The organism is Enterobacter sp. SECR19-1250, assembly GCF_013391025.1.
Classification (GTDB): domain Bacteria; phylum Pseudomonadota; class Gammaproteobacteria; order Enterobacterales; family Enterobacteriaceae; genus Enterobacter; species Enterobacter cloacae.
In genome coordinates this window covers 1-19,867 of sequence record NZ_JACASJ010000045.1, presented here as the reverse complement: position 1 = coordinate 19,867, position 19,867 = coordinate 1, and the positions used below count along the sequence as shown (strand labels likewise).

The 19,867-nt window shown below is 58.7% G+C and carries 20 protein-coding genes; 9 read left to right on the top strand and 11 right to left on the bottom strand.

Going from position 1 to position 19,867, the window contains the following annotated elements:
• The first annotated feature begins 1 nt into the window (after position 1).
• The 4 genes from HX884_RS13305 to hycI are packed head-to-tail and all read left to right on the top strand — an operon-like array spanning position 2 to position 2,184.
• Positions 2-544, top strand: a complete 543-nt coding sequence (locus tag HX884_RS13305) for a formate hydrogenlyase complex iron-sulfur subunit (RefSeq protein ID WP_095453500.1) — start codon at positions 2-4, stop codon at positions 542-544.
• A complete protein-coding gene (locus HX884_RS13300) occupies positions 544-1,311 on the top strand; it encodes an NADH-quinone oxidoreductase subunit B family protein (RefSeq protein WP_178328319.1) in 768 nt (255 codons plus the stop codon). The genes HX884_RS13305 and HX884_RS13300 overlap by 1 nt, the downstream gene beginning before the upstream one ends.
• A complete protein-coding gene (locus HX884_RS13295; RefSeq protein WP_014833049.1) occupies positions 1,308-1,718 on the top strand; it encodes a formate hydrogenlyase maturation HycH family protein in 411 nt (136 codons plus the stop codon). The genes HX884_RS13300 and HX884_RS13295 overlap by 4 nt, the downstream gene beginning before the upstream one ends.
• Entirely contained in the window at positions 1,711-2,184 is a 474-nt protein-coding gene (gene hycI, locus HX884_RS13290; RefSeq protein ID WP_178328318.1) for a hydrogenase maturation peptidase HycI, read from the top strand. Before HX884_RS13295 ends, hycI begins: the two co-directional genes overlap by 8 nt.
• 67 nt (positions 2,185-2,251) lie before the next feature.
• Here the strand turns inward: hycI and HX884_RS13285 are convergent, their stop codons facing one another.
• Both HX884_RS13285 and ascF read right to left on the bottom strand, forming a co-directional pair.
• The gene (locus HX884_RS13285; protein WP_062856974.1) at positions 2,252-3,676 is read right to left on the bottom strand and encodes a 6-phospho-beta-glucosidase; all 1,425 of its coding nucleotides are present in this window, start codon (positions 3,674-3,676) and stop codon (positions 2,252-2,254) included.
• A gap of 18 nt (positions 3,677-3,694) precedes the next feature.
• Entirely contained in the window at positions 3,695-5,146 is a 1,452-nt protein-coding gene (ascF, locus tag HX884_RS13280) for a PTS cellobiose/arbutin/salicin transporter subunit IIBC (protein WP_178328317.1), read from the bottom strand.
• Between the two features lie 215 nt (positions 5,147-5,361).
• On the opposite strand from ascF, the gene HX884_RS13275 reads away from it, so the two are divergent.
• The 4 genes from HX884_RS13275 to HX884_RS13260 all read left to right on the top strand — a co-directional run bounded on the left by HX884_RS13275 (position 5,362) and on the right by HX884_RS13260 (position 10,302).
• The gene (locus HX884_RS13275; protein WP_029883949.1) at positions 5,362-6,375 is read left to right on the top strand and encodes a LacI family DNA-binding transcriptional regulator; all 1,014 of its coding nucleotides are present in this window, start codon (positions 5,362-5,364) and stop codon (positions 6,373-6,375) included.
• 134 nt (positions 6,376-6,509) lie between these two features.
• Positions 6,510-7,055, top strand: coding sequence for an electron transport protein HydN (hydN, locus tag HX884_RS13270; protein ID WP_014833044.1), 546 nt, complete (start codon positions 6,510-6,512; stop codon positions 7,053-7,055).
• Positions 7,056-7,061: 6 nt separating this feature from the next.
• Positions 7,062-9,278, top strand: a complete 2,217-nt coding sequence (gene hypF / locus HX884_RS13265; RefSeq protein ID WP_178328316.1) for a carbamoyltransferase HypF — start codon at positions 7,062-7,064, stop codon at positions 9,276-9,278.
• A gap of 1 nt (position 9,279) precedes the next feature.
• Entirely contained in the window at positions 9,280-10,302 is a 1,023-nt protein-coding gene (locus tag HX884_RS13260) for a HoxN/HupN/NixA family nickel/cobalt transporter (protein WP_178328315.1), read from the top strand.
• A gap of 286 nt (positions 10,303-10,588) precedes the next feature.
• On the opposite strand, the gene norW is transcribed toward HX884_RS13260, so the two are convergent.
• A complete protein-coding gene (gene norW, locus HX884_RS13255) occupies positions 10,589-11,722 on the bottom strand; it encodes an NADH:flavorubredoxin reductase NorW (RefSeq protein WP_178328314.1) in 1,134 nt (377 codons plus the stop codon).
• Positions 11,719-13,161, bottom strand: a complete 1,443-nt coding sequence (norV, locus tag HX884_RS13250; RefSeq protein WP_178328313.1) for an anaerobic nitric oxide reductase flavorubredoxin — start codon at positions 13,159-13,161, stop codon at positions 11,719-11,721. The genes norW and norV overlap by 4 nt, the downstream gene beginning before the upstream one ends.
• A gap of 184 nt (positions 13,162-13,345) precedes the next feature.
• Here norV and norR point away from each other — a divergent pair, with 184 nt between their 5' ends.
• Positions 13,346-14,860 carry a nitric oxide reductase transcriptional regulator NorR gene (gene norR, locus HX884_RS13245; RefSeq protein ID WP_038984771.1) on the top strand — a complete coding sequence of 505 codons (1,515 nt, stop codon included), beginning with the start codon at positions 13,346-13,348 and terminating at the stop codon, positions 14,858-14,860.
• On the opposite strand, the gene gutQ is transcribed toward norR, so the two are convergent.
• The 7 genes from gutQ to srlA form a co-directional block, all read right to left on the bottom strand.
• Positions 14,857-15,822 (bottom strand): arabinose-5-phosphate isomerase GutQ, encoded by a 966-nt coding sequence (gene gutQ / locus HX884_RS13240; protein ID WP_013098450.1) that lies wholly within the window; start codon positions 15,820-15,822, stop codon positions 14,857-14,859. The genes norR and gutQ overlap by 4 nt on opposite strands.
• Positions 15,815-16,588, bottom strand: a complete 774-nt coding sequence (locus HX884_RS13235; protein ID WP_178328312.1) for a DNA-binding transcriptional repressor — start codon at positions 16,586-16,588, stop codon at positions 15,815-15,817. The genes gutQ and HX884_RS13235 overlap by 8 nt, the downstream gene beginning before the upstream one ends.
• A gap of 63 nt (positions 16,589-16,651) precedes the next feature.
• Positions 16,652-17,011: a transcriptional regulator GutM gene (gene gutM, locus HX884_RS13230; protein ID WP_013098448.1), complete on the bottom strand. Its 360-nt coding sequence runs from the start codon at positions 17,009-17,011 to the stop codon at positions 16,652-16,654.
• Between the two features lie 67 nt (positions 17,012-17,078).
• The gene (gene srlD / locus HX884_RS13225) at positions 17,079-17,858 is read right to left on the bottom strand and encodes a sorbitol-6-phosphate dehydrogenase (RefSeq protein ID WP_178328311.1); all 780 of its coding nucleotides are present in this window, start codon (positions 17,856-17,858) and stop codon (positions 17,079-17,081) included.
• 14 nt (positions 17,859-17,872) lie between these two features.
• The gene (gene srlB, locus HX884_RS13220) at positions 17,873-18,235 is read right to left on the bottom strand and encodes a PTS glucitol/sorbitol transporter subunit IIA (RefSeq protein WP_013098446.1); all 363 of its coding nucleotides are present in this window, start codon (positions 18,233-18,235) and stop codon (positions 17,873-17,875) included.
• A gap of 12 nt (positions 18,236-18,247) precedes the next feature.
• Positions 18,248-19,207, bottom strand: coding sequence for a PTS glucitol/sorbitol transporter subunit IIB (locus tag HX884_RS13215; RefSeq protein ID WP_020689263.1), 960 nt, complete (start codon positions 19,205-19,207; stop codon positions 18,248-18,250).
• The gene (srlA, locus tag HX884_RS13210; protein ID WP_178328310.1) at positions 19,204-19,767 is read right to left on the bottom strand and encodes a PTS glucitol/sorbitol transporter subunit IIC; all 564 of its coding nucleotides are present in this window, start codon (positions 19,765-19,767) and stop codon (positions 19,204-19,206) included. Before srlA ends, HX884_RS13215 begins: the two co-directional genes overlap by 4 nt.
• Between the last annotated feature and the right edge of the window lie 100 nt (positions 19,768-19,867).

The following is a 19,867-nucleotide window of genomic DNA, read 5'->3' as shown; positions in this document are numbered from 1 at the left end:
CATGTTTACCTTTATCAAAAAAGTGATCAAAACCGGCACGCCCACCAGCCGCTACCCGCTGGAGCCGATGCCGGTGGATAAAAACTTTCGCGGCAAGCCGGAGCACAACCCGCAGCAGTGCATCGGCTGTGCGGCCTGCGTCAACGCCTGTCCGTCGAATGCCCTGACGGTGGAAACGGATCTGAAAACCGGCGAGCTGGCCTGGCAGTTTAACCTCGGACGCTGCATTTTCTGCGGCCGCTGCGAAGAGGTTTGCCCGACGGTCGCCATTCGTCTGTCTCAGGAGTACGAGCTGGCGGTGTGGAAGAAAGAGGACTTTTTGCAGCAGTCGCGTTTTGCCCTGTGTAACTGCCGCGTCTGCAAACGTCCGTTCGCCGTGCAAAAAGAGATCGACTATGCCATCACGCTGCTTAAGCACAACGGCGATGCCCGCGCGGAGCATCATCGCGAAAGCTTTGAAACCTGCCCGGAATGCAAACGGCAGAAATGTCTGCTGCCGTCCGACCGCATCGATATCACCCGTCATATGAGAGAGGCCAGCTGATGGAAAACTTACTCGGTCCGCGCGACGAGCGGGGCATTCCGGTGCCAATGACGGTGGAGGAGTCCATCGCCAGCATGAAGGCGTCGCTGTTGAAAAAAATCAAACGCTCGGCCTACGTTTACCGCGTGGACTGCGGCGGCTGCAACGGCTGCGAGATTGAGATCTTCGCCACGCTGTCACCGCTGTTTGACGCCGAACGCTTCGGCATCAAAGTGGTGCCGTCTCCGCGTCATGCCGACATTCTGCTGTTCACCGGGGCCGTCACCCGCGCCATGCGATCGCCCGCGCTGCGCGCCTGGCAGTCTACGCCCGATCCGAAAATCTGCATCTCCTATGGGGCGTGCGGTAACAGCGGCGGCATCTTCCACGACCTCTACTGCGTGTGGGGCGGCACCGACAAAATCGTGCCGGTGGACGTCTACATTCCGGGCTGTCCGCCGACGCCTGCCGCCACGCTGTACGGCTTTGCCATGGCGCTCGGCCTGCTGGAGCAGAAAATCCACGCCCGTGAACCGGGTGAACCCGACAATCAGCCTGCGATGATCCTGCACCCGGAAATGGTGCAGCCGCTGCGGGTGAAGGTCGATCGCACGGCGCGCAGGCTGGCGGGCTATCGCTATGGCCGTCAGATTGCCGACGATTACCTGCGCTTGCTGAGCCAGGGCGAGCACCAGGTGGCGCGCTGGCTGGAGGCGGAAAACGACCCGCGTCTCAATGAGATTGTGGCGAACCTGAACAGCATTGTGGATGAGGCGCGTATCCGATGAGTGAGACGGTGGTGTTCAGTCAGCTGAGCCGTAAATTTATTGATGAGAACGATGCCACGCCGGACGCGGCGCAGCAGGTGGTCTATTACAGCCTGGCGATTGGGCATCACCTCGGGGTGATCGACTGCCTGGAGGCGGCGCTGAGCTGCCCGTGGTCCGACTATCTGGCGTGGATCGCCACGCTGGAAGAGGGCAGTACGGCGCGGCGCAAAATGGAAGGAGTACCGAAGTACGGTGAGATCGTTATCGACGCCAACCATATTGCGATGCTGGCGAACGCGTTTGACGCGGCGCTGAAACGGCAAACCCCCGAACAGCAGGCGTGGAGCAAAACGCTGCTCAGCATGCTGCATGATATTCATCAGGAAAGTGCCATCTACCTGATGGTGAGGAGATTACGTGATTGACGTTTTACTGTGTGTCGGCAACAGCATGATGGGCGACGACGGCGCAGGCCCGCTGCTGGCAGAGATGTGTGCCGCGAACCCGCAGGGCAACTGGGTGGTGATTGACGGCGGCAGCGCGCCGGAAAACGATGTGGTGGCCATCCGCGAGCTGCACCCTGATCGGCTGTTGATTGTCGATGCTACGGATATGGGGCTGAACCCGGGGGACATCCGCCTGATCGACCCGGACGACATTGCCGACATGTTCATGATGACCACGCATAATATGCCGCTTAACTATCTGGTGGATCAGATCAAAGAGGACGTGGGCGAGGTGCTGTTTTTGGGCATTCAGCCGGACATCGTCGGATTTTATTACCCGATGACACCCCCGGTGAAAGCCGCGGTGGAAGTGGTCTATTCACGGCTTGCGGGGTGGGTTGGAAAGGGTGGGTTCCAGCCCCTCCCCCTAACCCTCTCCCCATAGGGGAGAGGGGACAAAACACACCCTCTCCCCTGTGGGGAGAGGGCCGGGGTGAGGGGGAAGCAACAGGCTACGCCAGATCCCCCCCGTTACTCGCAATCACCTTCTTATACCACCAGAACGATTTCTTGCGTTTGCGCTCCAGCGTGCCGTTTCCGGCATCGTCGCGGTCCACATAGACAAACCCGTAGCGCTTGCTCATTTCGCCCGTTGAGGCCGCCACCAGGTCAATGCAGCCCCAGGTGGTATAGCCCATCAGCGGCACACCGTCCTCAATGGCATCGCCCATCGCGCGGATATGCTCGCGCAGATAGCTGATGCGGTAGTCATCGTTAATTTCGCCGTTTTCATCAATGACATCTTTTGCGCCAAGGCCGTTTTCCACCAGGAACAGCGGTTTCTGATAGCGGTCGTACATCATGTTCATGGTGATGCGCAGGCCGAGCGGATCGATGCCCCAGCCCCATTCGCTCACCTGAATATGCGGGTTGCGCAGGGATTTGACGATGTTCGCCGCATTGGTATTGTTCGCATTCATATCGGCCGACGCGCAGCGCGAGGCGTAATAGCTGAACGAGACAAAGTCGACGGTGTTTTTCAGCAGTTCGTCGTCGCCCGGATCTTTCACAATCACCACCCCTTTTTCGCGGAACACGCGGGCGGAGTAGGCCGGATAGCTGCCGCGCGCCTGCACGTCGATAAAGAACAGGTTCTCGCGATCTTTCTCCAGCGCCATCCATACGTCTTCCGGCTTGCAGGAGTAAGGGTAGAAATTCCCGCCCGCCAGCATGCAGCCGACCTGGTTTTCCGGGTTTACCTCGTGGGCGATTTTGGTCGCCAGCGCGCTTGCGACCAGCTCGTGGTGCGCGGCCTGGTATTTCACCTGATCTTCGTTTTCACCTTCTTCGAACACCAGCCCCGCGCCGGAGAACGGGCTGTGCAGCATGATGTTGATCTCGTTGAAGGTGAGCCAGTATTTCACCAGGCCGTTAAATTCTTCGAAACAGGTGCGGGCGTAGCGGGCGAAGAAATCCACCATCTTGCGGTTGCGCCAGGAGCCGTACTCCGTCACCAGATGCATCGGCACATCGAAGTGGCACAGGGTGACCAGCGGCTCAATGTTGTACTTTTTGCACTCTTCAAACACCGCGCGATAGAAGGCAATGCCCTCTTTATTCGGCAGCGGTTCGTCGCCGTTCGGGTAGAGGCGGCTCCAGGCAATCGAGGTGCGGAACACCGTAAAGCCCATCTCCGCCATCAGGGCGATGTCCTCTTTGTAGCGATGGTAAAAATCGATCGCCTCGTGGCTTGGGTAAAACTCGTCGTCACGCAGCGAAAAACGCTTTTCCTTACCAAGCTTCACCGCCAGGCGGTTTGCGCCGTGAGGGATCATGTCGACCGTGGTCAGCCCTTTGCCGCCTTCACGGTAAGCGCCTTCGCTCTGGTTGGCGGCAAGCGCGCCGCCCCATAAAAATCCTTGTGGAAAAACAGACATTTCTACCTCGTTATACGGTTAAACTTGTGCGGTTTTGGCCTGCACCGGCGCACTCTGCAGGGCGCGGGCTTTTTCAGCCTCGTCTTCGACCGGGATATCTTCAAAGCCTAATATCAGGGTCAGCACGAAGGAGAGCACGACCGCCAGCGCCATGACGCCGAATACCCAGACAATGGTCATCGGGTTGGCCGGATCGAAGAACTGCACGCTGGTAAACAGCCCCGGCGCCGCCATTGAGTGGCTGGCAAGCCCCGCAATACCGGCCACCGCGCCACAGATAAAGCCGCTAATCAGGCTGGCAATCAGCGGGCGTTTCAGGCGAACCGCCACGCCATACAGCGCCGGTTCAGAGATGCCCGCCATGATGGCGGAAGCCGCCGCGGCCAGCGCCGTCTGGCGCAGCTCCGGGTTTTTCGTTTTCCATGCCACCGCCAGGGATGAACCGCCGAGCGACAGGTTGGCACCGATTTCCGACGGCATCACCATTCCCTCTTTACCCGTTTCGGCAATGGTCTGAATGATAGTCGGGGTAAAGACGCGGTGCATCCCGGTCATGACCAGCAGTGGCCAGAGCGCGCCCATGATCGCCACGGAGAGCCAGCCCAGATAGCCGTGGATGGTGTAGACCAGCGCGGAGATGGCGCTGCCGATCCAGATCCCCAGCGGCCCAATCAGCACGATGGCGAGCGGGGCGGCAATCAGCACGATCAGCATCGGCTTGAGGAAGTTTTTCGTCACCGCAGGCGTAATGCGATCCACCCAGCGTTCGATATACGACAGGCACCAGGTCATCACCAGCGCCGGGATCACGGTATAGGTGTACTTCACCGCCGTCACCGGGATAAACGCGAATTCGACGTGCTCACCCTGCGCGGCTTTCGCCATCAGCTTGATAAAGCTCGGGTGCACCAGCACGCCTGCTATGGCGATCGCCAGCGACATGTTGGTTTTGAATTTCACGGCGGCAGATGCTGCCACCATCAGCGGCAGGAAGAAGAACGCCCCGTCGCCGATGACGGTCAAAATGGTGAGCGTCGGCGCGCCTTTCTCCAGCACGCCGGTCATCTCAAGGATCATCGCCAGCAGCTTGACCATCGAGCCGCCGATGATCGCCGGGATCAGCGGCGACATGGTGCCAATCAGCGCGTCGAGGATCCCGGCACCGATGCGGCGCAGGGTCAATTTCTGTGGGCCTTCCGGCACGGCAGGCTGCAGGTCGGTTGGCAGCAGGCTCACCACCTCACGGTACGCCTGAGAAACGGTATTGCCGATAATCACCTGGCACTGGTTGTCGTTACGTACCACGCCCAGTACGCCGCTGATATTTTTCAGACGTGCGGTATCGGTAGCGGTTTCGTCTTTCAGGACGAAACGCAGTCGCGTCATGCAATGGGTGACGGCGACGATGTTGTCTTTGCCGCCAAGCGCGCTGACAACGTCTTGCGCCAGCGCGGCATAATTTTTGGCCATCGGATGTGATCCTGTTGTCGTTGTGAGAGTATGTAGGAAACCGGTTCCACATAATCATCATGAGTTTCTTTGAATGAAACAAGATCGCATTTTGACCATTTTTTCATTTCGTGATGGCGATCACCAGATGGTTCAAAAAGCGTGAGCGCGTCGTTGCGACAATTGTTTTGCAGTGCAGTACACTGCGTGCCATCAGTATGAAAGGGAATAACAACATGACCACGATGCTTGAAGTGGCGAAGCGGGCAGGCGTTTCGAAAGCGACGGTTTCCCGGGTGCTGTCGGGGAATGGCTATGTCAGCCAGGAGACCAAAGACCGGGTGTTTCAGGCCATCGAAGAGAGCGGCTATCGCCCCAATTTGCTGGCGCGCAACCTGGCGACCAAACGCACCCAGACGCTGGGACTGGTGGTGACCAACACCCTGTATCACGGCGTCTATTTTAGTGAGTTGCTGTTTCACGCCGCCCGCATGACGGAAGAGAAGGGGCGGCAGCTGATCCTCGCGGACGGCAAGCACAGCGCCGATGAAGAGCGCGAAGCCATCCAGTACCTGCTTGATATGCGCTGTGACGCGGTCATTATCTATCCGCGTTTCCTGAGCGTGGAAGAGATGGACGAGATCGTCGAGAAATACGAGCAGCCGATCATGGTACTGAACCGTCGCCTGCGTAAAAACAGCAGCCACAGCGTCTGGTCAGATCATAAAGCCTCCTGTCAGGAAGCGGTGTCACAGCTGATTGAGAAAGGGCACCGTGACATTGCGTTTATCACCGGCTCGCTGGATTCGCCCACGGGCGTGGAGCGTCTCTCCGGCTACAAAGATGCCCTGGCGCAGCACCAGATCCCGCTGCGTCCGACGCTGATCGCCCACGGCAAATGGAACCCGGCCAGCGGCGCGGCGGCCGTGTCTGAGCTGCTCTCGCGCGGCGAAACCTTTACCGCGCTGGTGGCGAGTAACGACGATATGGCGATTGGCGCCATGAAACAGCTTCACGACAGCGGCGTCGCCACGCCTGATGCGGTGTCGGTGGTAGGCTTCGACGATGTGGCGATTGCGCCCTACATCGTGCCCTCGCTCTCCAGCGTGCGTATTCCGGTTACGGAGATGATTAAAGAGACCATCAGCCGCCTGATTTTTATGCTCGACGGCGGCGAGTTTAAATATCAGCAAACCTTCTCGGGTGAGCTTATCCTGCGCGACTCTGTCATCGACGGCCCGCACCGCTGATGTCGACAGCTGTCATCGTCAGAAGTGACGATGACAGCCCCCGCGTCATTTTCTAAATCAATATAAATCAACGAGTTAAAAACTGGCACGGTTTATGAATATCTCCGCGCATGACTGTAATGCTGGAGAAGCAGATGAACCGTTTTATTATGGCCGATGCCAGTAAATGCATTGGCTGCCGTACCTGTGAAGTGGCGTGCGTGGTGTCTCATCAGGCGGAGCAGGATTGCGCTTCGCTTACGCCAGAGACCTTTTTGCCGCGGATCCACGTCATCAAAGGCGTGAATATTTCCACCGCCGCTATCTGCCGTCAGTGCGAAGACGCGCCGTGCGCCAACGTCTGCCCTAACGGTGCAATCAAACGTGAAAAAGGCTTTGTGCATGTGATGCAGGCGCGCTGTATCGGCTGCAAAACCTGCGTGGTCGCCTGCCCGTATGGCGCGATGGAGGTGGTGGTTCGTCCGGTGGTCCGCAACAGCGGCATGGGGCTGAACGTGCGGGCGGAAAAAGCCGAAGCCAACAAATGCGATCTTTGCTATCACCGTGACGCCGGTCCGGCCTGTATGGAGGCCTGCCCGACACACGCGCTGGTTTGCGTGGATCGCGATAAGCTCGAGCAGATGAGCGCCGAAAAGCGCCGTCGCGCAGCGTTCGATACCACCTCATCTCTGCTGTTCTGATCCGTCATGGGCGGTAACGGCGTACAGTTGCGGGTGCGTGGCAAGGTGCAGGGCGTGGGCTTTCGGCCCTTCGTCTGGCAACTGGCTCAGGCGCTGCAGTTGACCGGCGATGTCTGCAACGACGGAGAGGGCGTGCTGGTGCGCCTCGCGGGTAATGGGGGGCATTTCACCGCGAGGCTGCGCCAGGACTGCCCGCCGCTGGCGCGCATCGAGAGTATCGACACGCAGCCGTTCCACTGGTCAACGCTGCCGGAGACATTCACCATTCGCCACAGCGCGGGCGGAGCAATGGACACCCAGATTGTACCGGATGCCGCCACCTGTCCCGCGTGCCTTGCGGAGATGAACGATCCGCACGAGCGCCGCTATCGTTACCCGTTTATTAACTGCACCCACTGCGGCCCGCGTTTTACCATTATCCGCGCCATGCCGTATGACCGCCCGGCCACGGCCATGGCGCCATTCCCGCTCTGCTCGCCGTGCGAAACGGAATACCGCAATCCTGCGGACCGACGTTTTCACGCCCAGCCCGTGGCTTGCCCGGACTGCGGGCCTGAGCTTGAGTGGCGTGCGGCCGATCGGGTTGTCACCCGCGAGCTGGCGCTGAACGCGGCGGTGCAGATGCTGAAAAACGGTGGCATCGTGGCTATCAAAGGGCTGGGCGGATTTCATCTGGCCTGCGACGCGCTTAACCCGCAGGCAGTGGCAATGCTGCGGGCACGTAAGCAGCGTCCGGGGAAACCGCTGGCGGTGATGATCCCCAGCGCCGACGGCCTTCCGCAGCCGGTGCAAACGCGGCTGCGCTCGCCTGCCGCGCCCATAGTGCTGATCCCTAAAGCCTGGCTGCCGGCCTTCCCGGACGACATCGCGCCGGGCCTGGATAGCCTCGGTGTGATGCTCCCGGCCAATCCGCTGCAGCATTTGCTGATGCAGGAGACGCAACGCCCGCTGGTGATGACCTCCGGCAACCTCAGCGGCAGACCGCCTGCCATCAGTAATCCACAGTCACTGGAACAGCTCGCAGAGATTGCTGACGGTTTTCTGCTCCATAACCGCGACATCCTGCAGCGGATGGATGATTCCGTACTGGATCAGGACGGGGCCATGCTGCGTCGGGCGCGTGGATTCGTGCCGGATGCCATCACGTTACCCGCCGGTTTTAGCCCTGTTCCCTCTATTCTGGCGACCGGTGCCGACATGAAGAATACCTTCTGTCTGGTGCGCGGTAACCAGGCGGTGCTGAGCCAGCATTTTGGCGATCTCAGTGACGACGGTGTCGAGGCCCAGTGGCGTTCAGCACTGTCGTTGATGCAGCAGATCTACGCCTTTCAGCCAGAGCGGCTGGTGTGCGATGCCCATCCTGGCTATCACGCCCGGCACTGGGCACAGGAGCAGGCGCTGCCGGTCGATACCGTACTGCATCATCACGCGCATGCCGCGGCCTGCCTTGCCGAAAACGGCTGGCCGCTCGACGGTGGCGACGCCATCGCCCTGACGCTGGACGGGATCGGCATGGGCGAGCACGGCGCGCTGTGGGGCGGGGAGTGTCTGCGGGTGAACTACCTTGAGTGCGAGCATCTGGGCGGCCTGCCCGCCGTGGCGATGCCGGGCGGCGATCTCGCGGCCATGCAGCCCTGGCGAAATCTGCTGGCACACTGCCTGGCGTTTGTTCCTGACTGGCAACGCTACCCGGAAACCCGTGCCGTACGTTCGCAAAACTGGCCGCTTTTAGCGACCGCCGTTCATCGCGGCCTTAACGCGCCGCTGGCGTCGTCCTGCGGGCGGTTGTTTGATGCGGTGGCCTGTGCTCTGGGTATTGAAACACAACGCTATGAAGGCGAAGCCGCCTGCAGGCTGGAGGCGCTGGCCGCGCAGTGCCCGGGTGTTGAACACCCGGTGACGCTTCAGGTTGAAAACCTTGCGCTCTTCTGGCGGCAGTGGCTGGCCTGGCAGGCGCAACCCTGTGAGCGCGCGTGGGCCTTTCACGATGCGCTGGCAAAAGGGCTGGCGGCGTTAGCCCGACACCATGCCCGACGCCTGTTGCTCTCTACCGTCTGTTTCAGCGGCGGCGTGTTGCATAACCGCCTGCTGCGGGCGCGTCTGCGGGTACACCTCTCTGATTTCACGCTTCTTTTTCCCCATCATCTGCCTGCGGGTGACGGGGCTATCTCCTTCGGGCAGGCGGTGGTTGCCGCAGCCCGGTCATGTTCAAAAAGGATGTAAAATGTTACGACGCTTACGCAATGAACCTCGCGCCGCGCTCCTGCTGCTGGCGCTGATAATGGCTAATCTTCTGGCGTGGGGCTGGGCGTGGAACGCCTTTAGCAGCAGTTCTGCGTTAATGGCCGCAAGCCTGCTTGCCTGGTGCTATGGGTTGCGTCACGCGGTGGATGCTGACCACATCGCGGCCATTGATACCGTGACACGCAAGATGATGCAGCAGGGCAAGCGCCCCTCTGGTGTCGGGGCGTGGTTCTCACTGGGGCACTCCACCATTGTGGTGCTGGCCTCCATCGCCATTGCCGCGACGGCGACCGCGTTTCAGAAAAATATGGCCTGGTTTCATGAAACCGGCAGCCTGATTGGCACGGCCGTCTCCGCGACGTTCCTGCTGGCGATGGCGTTAGTTAATATGGTGATTTTACGCGGTGTCTGGCGCAATTTTCAGGCGCTGAAAAACGGGCAGGCGGTGCAGGGAGACATCTCCCTCCCGGCGCAGGGCGGAATAATGAACTGGCTGTTTGGCGCGACTTTCCGCCTGGTCAACAAAAGCTGGCAGATGTATCTGGTCGGTTTTCTGTTCGGGCTTGGTTTTGATACCGCCACTGAAATCGGCGTGCTCGGGATCTCTGCCGCCAGCGCCTCAAACGGTATGTCGGTGTGGTCAATCATGATCTTCCCGGCGCTTTTCGCCAGCGGCATGGCGCTGGTGGATACCCTCGACAACCTGCTGATGGTGGGGGCTTACGGCTGGGCATTCAACAAACCGCAGCGCAAGCTCTACTACAACATGACCATTACCGGTACCTCTGTGGTGGTGGCGGTGTTTATCGGCGGGCTGGAAGCGCTGGGGCTGCTGATGGATAAATTTGCCCTCAGCGGCGGCATCTGGGATCGCATTGGTGCCGTCAACGATAACCTCGGCAACGCCGGTTTTGTGGTGGTTGGGCTGTTTGTCGCCTGCTGGCTGATCTCCATGATCAACTATCGCTGGCGCGGCTACGACGCGCTGGTCATACATTCCTGAGCGCTGCGCTAAAACCATTGTGTTTGAGGGGTAAAATCGCCATGATGTCGTTCCGGTAAAGCGAATCAGGGTGCCGTTTTGCTGGAAAAATGGAATGCATATCTTGCTGTTTATGAAGGTTTTCACTCTTTTATATTCAGTAAAATAATAAGTTAAGGACAGATGGCGATGATTTACCTCTTTTGTATTTATCTTGCTAATAGATTACGTAAAAAAAAGCCCCGGGACATCGGGGCTGCGGATAATAAAATCCCAGGGTTAAGTAAGCGTGGTAAAAGGTTAAGGGTTAAGCGGGCAGCGATTTCAGTAGCGCGAAAGCCTCCTTCATCCGATCTTCGCTAACCACGAAGGCGCGGAGCTGGCCATCGGCGTCAGAGCCGCGCGCGACCATTCCCTGAGCTTCCACAGCGATCTGCCAGTTCAGGTCCTGGCGCTGGGTTTCACCTGCCAGATGCAGCGGCAACGCTGGCGTTTTCACCTTCACCAGCATGGCCGGTAATTTCAGCGGCGCGCTGTTGCCGAGCAGGTTTTTTGCCAGATACATGGCGCTAAGCTGGATCGGCTGCAGGAAAGGCAGTACCTGGCCGTTGATTTCCGCGCAGTCCCCCAGGGCGTAAATGTCGGGTTGCGAGGTTTGCAGGTAGCTATTCACCTTCACGCCACGGCCTGTTTCAGCGCCTGCGCGGTGCGCCAGCGCCGTTTCCGGGCGCAACCCCGTCGCGGCAACCACCACATCGACTTCCAGGCTGCGATTGCGGTCAAGCGTCGCGCGAATGCCGCCTTCGGTTTCGCTCAGATATTGCAGTTGCGATTTCAACAGCAGATGCACGCCCATGTCGGTCAGACGGTGCTGTAAGCGACTGCTTACTTCTGCAGGCATCAAGGCCGACAGAATGCTTGCCGCGTGGTCGACCAGGGTGACGGCTTTACCCGCCCGACAAAAATCCATTGCCAGCTCGGTGCCAATCAAACCGCCGCCAACAATCATTACCCGTTTTGCATCACGAAGCTTCGTTTCGCTGGCCCGATACTCCTGCTGGCTGTTGAGCGTCATCATCAGCTCGCGGCCGGTAACCGGCGGCACGAACGCAGAGGCCCCCGTCGCCAGCACCAGCTTGTCGTACTGCCAGGTTTTATCTTTCGCTTTTACCACGTGGGCATCGGCGTCAATATCGGTGACCCAGATGTACGGAAACAGACGCAGGTTGAACTGCTCCGCGAACTCCCCCGCCGTCTGGCGGGTGAGATCGTCGGCGCGCTGGTTCAGGCTAATCACATGGCTTAAATCGGGCTTGTTGTACTCGTCCATGCTGTCGGCCGCGATCATCGTCAGCGGCACGTTAGCGTCCTGTTTGCGGATATTTTTCACCAGCTGGCGGGCGGCAAAGCCCGAGCCGATGATGACGATACCGTTGCTCATTTTGCCTCCGTTGCCAGTTCGTCAAAGACGTCTTTTCCGAGGGAACATTCCGGGCAGAGGAAGTTGTCCGGCACCTCACTCCACGGCGTACCTGGAGCCACGTCCTGCAACGGCTCGCCCAGTTCCGGGTCGTAGATCCACTGGCAGACGCTGCACTGCATGCGTGGACCGAGATCGGGGCTGGCTGCCCCGGCACAGGTTTGCGGCTGTTCGGCGGGGAGTGCTGCGGCCTCAGGAAGCGGTGCAAGCGCCCACTGACGAGCAATATCGCGGCCGTGCTGACGACAGACTTCCAGCGCGTCAAGATCCGGGCGCCATTTGGCCTTCAGGCTCATGGACATCTCAAAACCGGCATCCTGCAGGCGGGTGGAGAGACGATCTACCGCGCCGCCGCTCCAGCCGTGGGAGCCAAAGGCGCTGGCGCGTTTGTTACGGAAGCGCAGGCCGGTCATCTCTTCCACCAGGCCAGCAATTTTCGGCATCATCACGTTGTTCATGGTGGAGGTGCCCACCAGCACGCCCTTAGAGCGGAAGACATTGGTGAGGATCTCGTTTTTATCGCTGCGCGCCACGTTGAAGATTTTCACCGCCACGTTCGGGTCCACCTCGTTGATGCCCTGGGCGATGGCGTCTGCCATCATGCGGGTGTTGTTGGACATGGTGTCGTAGAAAATCGTGATGCGGTCTTCCTGATAATCCGCCGCCCATTTCAGGTACAGCTCAACGATCTGGGTGGGGTTTTCACGCCACACCACGCCGTGGGAGGTGGCAATCATATCCACCGGCAGGTTGAAGCCGAGGATCTCGGTGATTTTGGGCGTCACCAGACGGCTGAACGGGGTCAGGATGTTGGCGTAGTAGCGCTGGCACTGTTCGAACAGCTCGGTCTGATCCACTTCATCGTTAAACAGGCGTTCGTCGCAGTAGTGCTGACCAAAGGCGTCGTTGCTGAACAGCACCGCATCGCCGGTCAGATAGGTCATCATGCTGTCCGGCCAGTGCAGCATCGGGGTTTCTACGAAGATCAGCTGTTTGCCGTTACCAATATCCAGCGTGTCGCCGGTTTTCACGGTGTGGAAGTTCCACTCCGGATGGTGATGGTGACCGTTGATGGAGTCAATGGCGTTGGTGGTGCAGTAGATTGGGGTATCCGGAATGTGGGACATCAACTCGGTCAGCGCCCCGGCGTGATCCTCTTCCGCGTGGTTGATGATAATGTAGTCGATGTCGTTCAGATCGATTTCACTGCGCAGGTTCTGCACGAACTCGCGGCTGAATTTATGATCGACGGTATCGATCAGTACGTTTTTACCTTCACGAATGAGATAGCTGTTATAGCTGCTGCCGCGCAGCGTTTTATATTCCGTTCCGTGAAAATCACGCACTTCCCAGTCACGTTGACCAACCCAATGAATGTTATTTTTAACCAGAATAGACATAGCAACCTCAAATGATACGGCGTGTTGAAAAAGTTGTTTTGTCTATATCAACTTGCGTGCCAACTTTTATTTTGTTGATTTTTATGGATTAAATTTTTTATGCCCCCGAATGGGTAGTCATTATGACTATCGTTAAAGATGTCAATATGACACTATGTATTGTCAAAATGACAGCGAGGCAGACATGAGCTTTTCCGTAGACGTGCTGGCGAAAATCGCCATTGAACTGCAAACCGGCATCGGGCATCAGGATCGTTTTCAGCGGCTGATCTCCACGCTGCGCCACGTGCTGGACTGCGATGCTTCGGCGCTGCTGCGCTACGAGGGACGGCAGTTTATTCCGCTGGCCATCGACGGGCTGGCGCAGGACGTGCTCGGGCGACGCTTTACGCTGGAAGGCCACCCGCGGCTGGAGACCATCGCCCGGGCGGGTGACGTGGTGCGTTTTCCGGCAGACAGCGATCTGCCCGACCCGTACGACGGCCTTATACCCGGACAGGAGAGCCTGAAGGTGCACGCCTGTATCGGCCTGCCGCTGTTTGCCGGACAAAACCTGATTGGGGCGCTGACCCTCGACGGCATGTCGCCGGACCAGTTCGATACCTTCAGCGACGAAGAGCTGCGCCTGATTGCGGCCCTGGCGGCCGGGGCGCTGAACAATGCTCTGCTGATTGAACAGTTGGAGAGCCAGAATATTCTTCCCGGCAGCCCGGCGGCGTTTGAACAGGTCGCGCATACGGAGATGATTGGCCTCTCGCCAGGCATGGTACAACTCAAAAAAGAGATTGAGATCGTCGCGGCATCCGATTTGAACGTGCTGATCTTCGGTGAGACCGGCACCGGTAAAGAGCTGGTGGCGAAATCCATTCACGAAGCTTCACCGCGTGCGGCCAACCCGCTGGTCTACCTTAACTGCGCCGCACTGCCGGAAAGCGTGGCGGAAAGCGAGCTGTTTGGTCACGTCAAAGGGGCATTTACCGGGGCCATCAGCAACCGCAGCGGCAAGTTTGAAATGGCCGATAACGGCACGCTGTTCCTCGATGAAATAGGCGAGCTTTCGCTGTCGCTGCAGGCCAAGCTGCTGCGCGTATTACAGTACGGTGATATTCAGCGCGTGGGAGACGACCGCAGCTTACGGGTCAACGTGCGCGTGCTGGCGGCAACCAACCGCGACCTGCGCGAAGCGGTGCTAAACGGCAATTTCCGCGCCGATCTGTTCCATCGTCTGAGTGTTTTTCCGCTTACCGTGCCGCCGCTGCGCGAGCGTGGGGACGATGTGGTGCTGCTGGCGGGTTTTTTCTGCGAACAGTGTCGGCTCAAAATGGGCTTGTCGCGCGTGGTATTAAGCCCGGGGGCGCGAGGCCATCTGCTGACCTACGGCTGGCCGGGTAACGTACGCGAGCTGGAGCACGCCATCCATCGCGCGGTGGTGCTGGCGCGGGCGACACGCTCGGGGGATGAAATCGTGATTCATGCGCGCCATTTTGCCCTGCATGATGAAAATATACCGTCCGTGAAGCCCGCTGCGCCTGAAAGCGTGAACGAGAATCTGCGTGAAGCGACGGAAGAATTTCAGCGTCAGATGATTACCCGCGCGCTGGAACAGAACAACCGCAGCTGGGCGGCGTGCGCGCGGGCGCTGGAAATGGACGTCGCCAACCTGCACCGGCTGGCGAAGCGTCTGGGACTGAAGGGTTAAATAATGCCTGCCTGGTAGAAATCCTGCAGGTTGATGGCGCCACACAGGCGGCCAGCGTCATCCACCACCGGCGCGGCGGTGATTTTACGTTTCATCAGCACCTCTTTGGCTTCAATGGCGCGGCTGTTGGCATTCAGCGTTAACCCGCCAGAGGTCATCGCTTCTGAGACGCGTGCCTCCAGCTTGCCGCCGCCCACCAGCCAGCGGCGCAGGTCGCCGTCGGTAAAGACGCCTTTCACCTGGCGCGTATCGTCGCAGACGGCGACCAGTCCCAGCCCGGTGCGACTCAGCTCCAGCATCGCGTCCATCACGCTGGTATCGAGTTTGACCTGCGGGATGGCATCGCCAGAGCGCATCAGGTGATGAACATTATTCAGCAGCCGTGCGCCGAGCGCCCCGGCAGGGTGTGAACGGGCGAAATCTTCTTCATTGAAACCGCGCGCCTGCATCACCGCCATTGCCAGTGCATCGCCCATCATCAGGGTGTTGACGGTGCTGGAGGTGGGGGCGAGGTGCATCGGGCAGGCTTCGCGCTCCACGGCAATATCCAGCACCGCTTTGGCCGCCAGCGCCAGCGGCGAACGGGATTTACCGGTCATGGCCAGCAGGGCGATCGATTTTTCCTGCAGGCGCGGGATGATGAGGTCCAGCTCTTTGGCCGAGCCGGAGTAGGAGATAAACAGCATCACGTCACGGCTTTCAATCATCCCCAGATCGCCGTGCAGGGCTTCAGCCGGGTGCACGAAGAACGCCGGTGTCCCGGTGCTCGCCAGCGTTGCGGCAATTTTTTTGCCGATGTGGCCGGACTTGCCGATCCCGGAGACAATCACTTTGCCTTCACACTGGATGATGGTATTGGCGGCGCGGACAAAATCGTCGCCCAGCCGTTCCGGCAGGCGGCTGGCCTCCTGTAGCTCCAGCATCAGGGTCTGACGGCCTGCGTTTAACAGAAAATCACTCATCTTTTTCTCCCGTTACGATCACATCGATGCCTTTCTCTTCCAGCGCTTTTTTGAACGCCGGATCGATCCCTGCGTCGGTAATCAGCGTATCGACGCTTTCAAGGCTACAGACAATGTTGGGGCTTTTACGGCCAAACTTCGAGGAGTCCGCCATCAAAATGACTTCCCGGGCGGCGTTGCACATGGCTTTACTGACGCTGAACACCTCGTTGAACGTGGTGACACCGGCGTTCAGGTCGATGCCGTCGGTGCCCATAAACAGTTTGTCAAAGCTGAAGTGCTCGAAGGCGTTTTCCGCCAGCTGGCCGTGAAAGGACGCCGATTTTTTACGGAAGGTACCACCGGGCATCAGAATGGTTTGTTCGCTGTCGAACTCTGCCAGGGCGTTGACGATGTGCAGGCTGTTGGTCATCACCGTGATGTTGTTAAAGCGGTTGAGCAACGGGATCATCTGCAGGACGGTGCTGCCTGCATCAAGAAGAATGGAGTCACCATCATGGATAAATTTCACGGCGGATTCGGCAATCAGCGCTTTCTGGTGGGTGTTGATCAGCGTTTTGTGATCGATAGGCGGGTCGGCTTCATCTTTGTTGAGCATCACCCCACCGTAGGTTCGAATGACCGCGCCTGCGTTTTCGAGCAATACCAGGTCCTTGCGTATCGTTGTGCCGGTGGTGTCAAAGTAGTGGGCCAGCTCTTCTACCGAGCATTTTCCCTGCTTTTGCAGATGCTCAAGAATGGCCGCCTGCCGCTGACGAGGTTTCATAGGCGCTTCGTTCCTTACGTTGCGAAATGATAATTTCGCAAGCTTATCGCGTTCACAACGAAATTATCCATGTTTCAATTTAAGCGCTAATGATAGTGCATTCTGACAGAGTGGATCGTGGGGGAAGATCACATCAGGCTGTAATTCCTGCAACGATATGCCGTTAATTGCCTGAATTTTCACCGGGCGGGCAAACACCGTCATCCCGCGCATGATGAGGGAGTCGCATACCCGATTCTGTTCATCCAGCGCAATTGCAACCACGACGCGCGGTTTAAAGCGCCCCCCGGAGCGCCCGACGCCCACGCGGCCCTTCTGGCACAGGGCGTCAAACGCGCGGTTAAACTGATGGATCTGCCAGCCGCCGAATGCCATCTGGCAGATCCAGGCGAGGGCGGCGACGGTGATGAGTGCGGTTACCATATCGGCTCCTTGTTATATTCCCTCTCCCGGTGGGAGAGGGGGAGGGTGAGGGCATCAGACTGCTCGATCAGAACATCACCTGCCCACCGGTGACGTTAATCGACTGGCCGGTGCAGTACGAGGCTTTCGGGCTTGCGTAAAACAGCAGCATGTTCAGCACGTCCTGATAGTCGCACCCGCGCTTCAGCGGCACTTTGTCGATGTAATACTGCTCCACTTCGTCTTCTTTGATGCCAAGCTTGGTGGCGTATTGAGGTAGCAGCGACTGGAACATTGGCGACTTCAGCAGGTTGCCCAGCATCAGCGAGTGAACGGTAATCCCGTATTCGGCCAAATCCAGCGCCAGAGACTGGGTCAGCCCTACGCCGCCAAATTTCGCCGCGCTGTAGCCGGAGTTATGCTTGCTGCCCACTTTGCCCGATTTGGAGTTGATCTGAATGATGCGCCCCTGAATGCCGTCGCGGATCATCAGGCGGGAAAATTCGCGGGCGCAGAGGAAGTAACCCACCAGATTCACCTGCAGCGAGCGGTCAAAGTCCCCCAGTTCGAAATCGCTGATAAACGCCGCTTTCGCGATCCCTGCGCTGTAGACCAGCAGGTCGGTACGGCCAAAAATCTCGTCTACCCCGCGAGCCAGCGCCATGACGCTCTGCTCGCTGGTGGCATCGGCACCAAACCCGTACGCCATCCCCTCACCAAACTCGGTATTGATGGTACCCGCCACGCGGGCGGCTTTCTCACTCTGAATATCCACTACCGCCACGCGGTAACCTTCTGCGGCAAGCCCACGGCAGAGAAACTCTCCTAAGGTTTGTCCTCCACCAATGACAACGGCAACCTGACTCATAACGCTCTCCTTAATTACGCAACAAATTTTAATGTGCAGCCTGGGGTAACAGCCTGCGGAACCGGCCCCTCCACGTGAACCGTGCCGGGATACTCTGCCTGCGGCTGGCCATCGAACCGCAGGGTGATGTGGCCCAGCTCGCGCAGGTTTTGCTCGGCCACGTCGCCCACGGCGGTGACGGCATAGCGGGTGTCACCCAGCTCCAGCTGGCTTCCTGCCTTTAACGCTCCGTGCAGCTCGCCGTGGCAGTGGATAAAACAAAACTCTTCGATATCTGCCGGTGCACCTTCACGGAAAGTGATCAGCATCTGGTCGCTGAGCGCATCGGCCGCGCTCTGGCCGATGCGGGTGATGGTGGTCTGATAAATCACGGTCATCGCAGGAACCTCTTATTGATAAATAAAGCCGGAAACGAACCAGGCAATCAGCACCGTCGGTGCGCCCGTCAGGAAACGACTGACCAGCACAGACGGCACGCCCACGCGTACGGTGTCCTGGCGCGCTTCGGCCAGCGACAGGCCAACAGGAATGAAGTCGCAGGCCGCCTGAGCGTTAATGGCAAACAGCGCAGGCAGAGCCAGGTGCGGAGGAATGTTGCCCAGACCAATCTGCACGCCAATCAGGACGCCGATGACCTGAGCAATCACCGCCCCCGGGCCGAGGAACGGCGACAGCAGCGGGAAGGAGCAGATCAGCGCCAGCGTCACCAGACCGAGCGGGTGGCTGGCAAGCGGGGCGAGGCCATGGGCGATCCAGTCTCCCAGACCGGAGGCCATGATGATGCCGATTAACGCGGAGACGAAGGCCATAAACGGCAGAATGGTTTTTAGCACCGTGTCGATGGTGTCGCGCCCGGACTGGAACAGTACCGCCACGGCGGATCCCATTCCCATGCCGACCTTCGCCAGCAGGCCGTCGCTCTGCTCGGTGATCTTCTTACTGGTGTCGTAATCACGCGGTGCGGCTTTTTGCGGCGCGGAAGTGCCATTCACCAGCGTGATGTTGTCCTCCTTCACGCCTGAGACATAAATGTCTTCGAGGATGTACTGCGCCAGCGGGCCTGATTTTCCGGTGGAGTGAATATTCACCGTCGGAATGCGACGCTTCGGATAGAGGCCGCAGCGCAGGGTGCCACCGCAGTCGATAACCGCCACGCCGATTTCCGCCTCCGGTGGTTCGCCTTCTTTGAAACCGTCGACCGCTTCCCAGCCGGTCAGCTCGCGTAGTTTGTCGACAATCGCCGGGCGTGTGCCTGCGGTGATATAGACGATTTTTTTGCCTTCGGTGGCGTCGAACTCCAGCGGGCCGCCCCAGCCACCCGTACCTTTCTCAATGCGGATCCGGCTCATGCTGTGGCTCCTGACAAATGAACGCGTTGCTCAAGCTGGATGCCCATTTTTTTCTCAAAAATGGTGGTGGTGAGATCGGTCACCCAGCCACGGAAGAAGTTGGTGACCAGGCCGACCAGCAGATAGCTCACCGCCAGTGGGCCGAGCGGCAGGCCAAGCGTGGTCAGGCCGCTGGCAATGCCGAGATAAACAAACAATTCCCCCGGGTTGATATGCGGGAACAGGCCGTTCATGGAGTGACAGCTATATGAGGCGGCGGCGTAATAACTCGGCTTGTATTTTTCTGGCATAAAGCGGCCTAAGCTTAAGGTCATGGGGTTGAGGAAAACGAAGGTTCCAATGCAGGGCAACAGCAGGTAACGGGATAACGGGTTCCCGGCACAGCGTTGGGCGAAGCGTTCAATGCGTTGCTGGCCGATAAAATTAATCAGCGCGTTCATGATCACCAGCAGGCTGATCAGCAGGGGCAGGATCCCGGTCACCATGCCGGTGAAGACTTCTCCGCCTTTCTGAAACAGCCCGATGAACCACTCGGCGCCGTGGGTGATGGTTTCTATCATTCTTCTCTCCTGTGAGGCTTTTCTTGTTTTGTATTACCAGGACTAATAATAATCACTTTGAAAGGTTTTAAAGTGTTAATTAGATCTCACAATGAAAGAA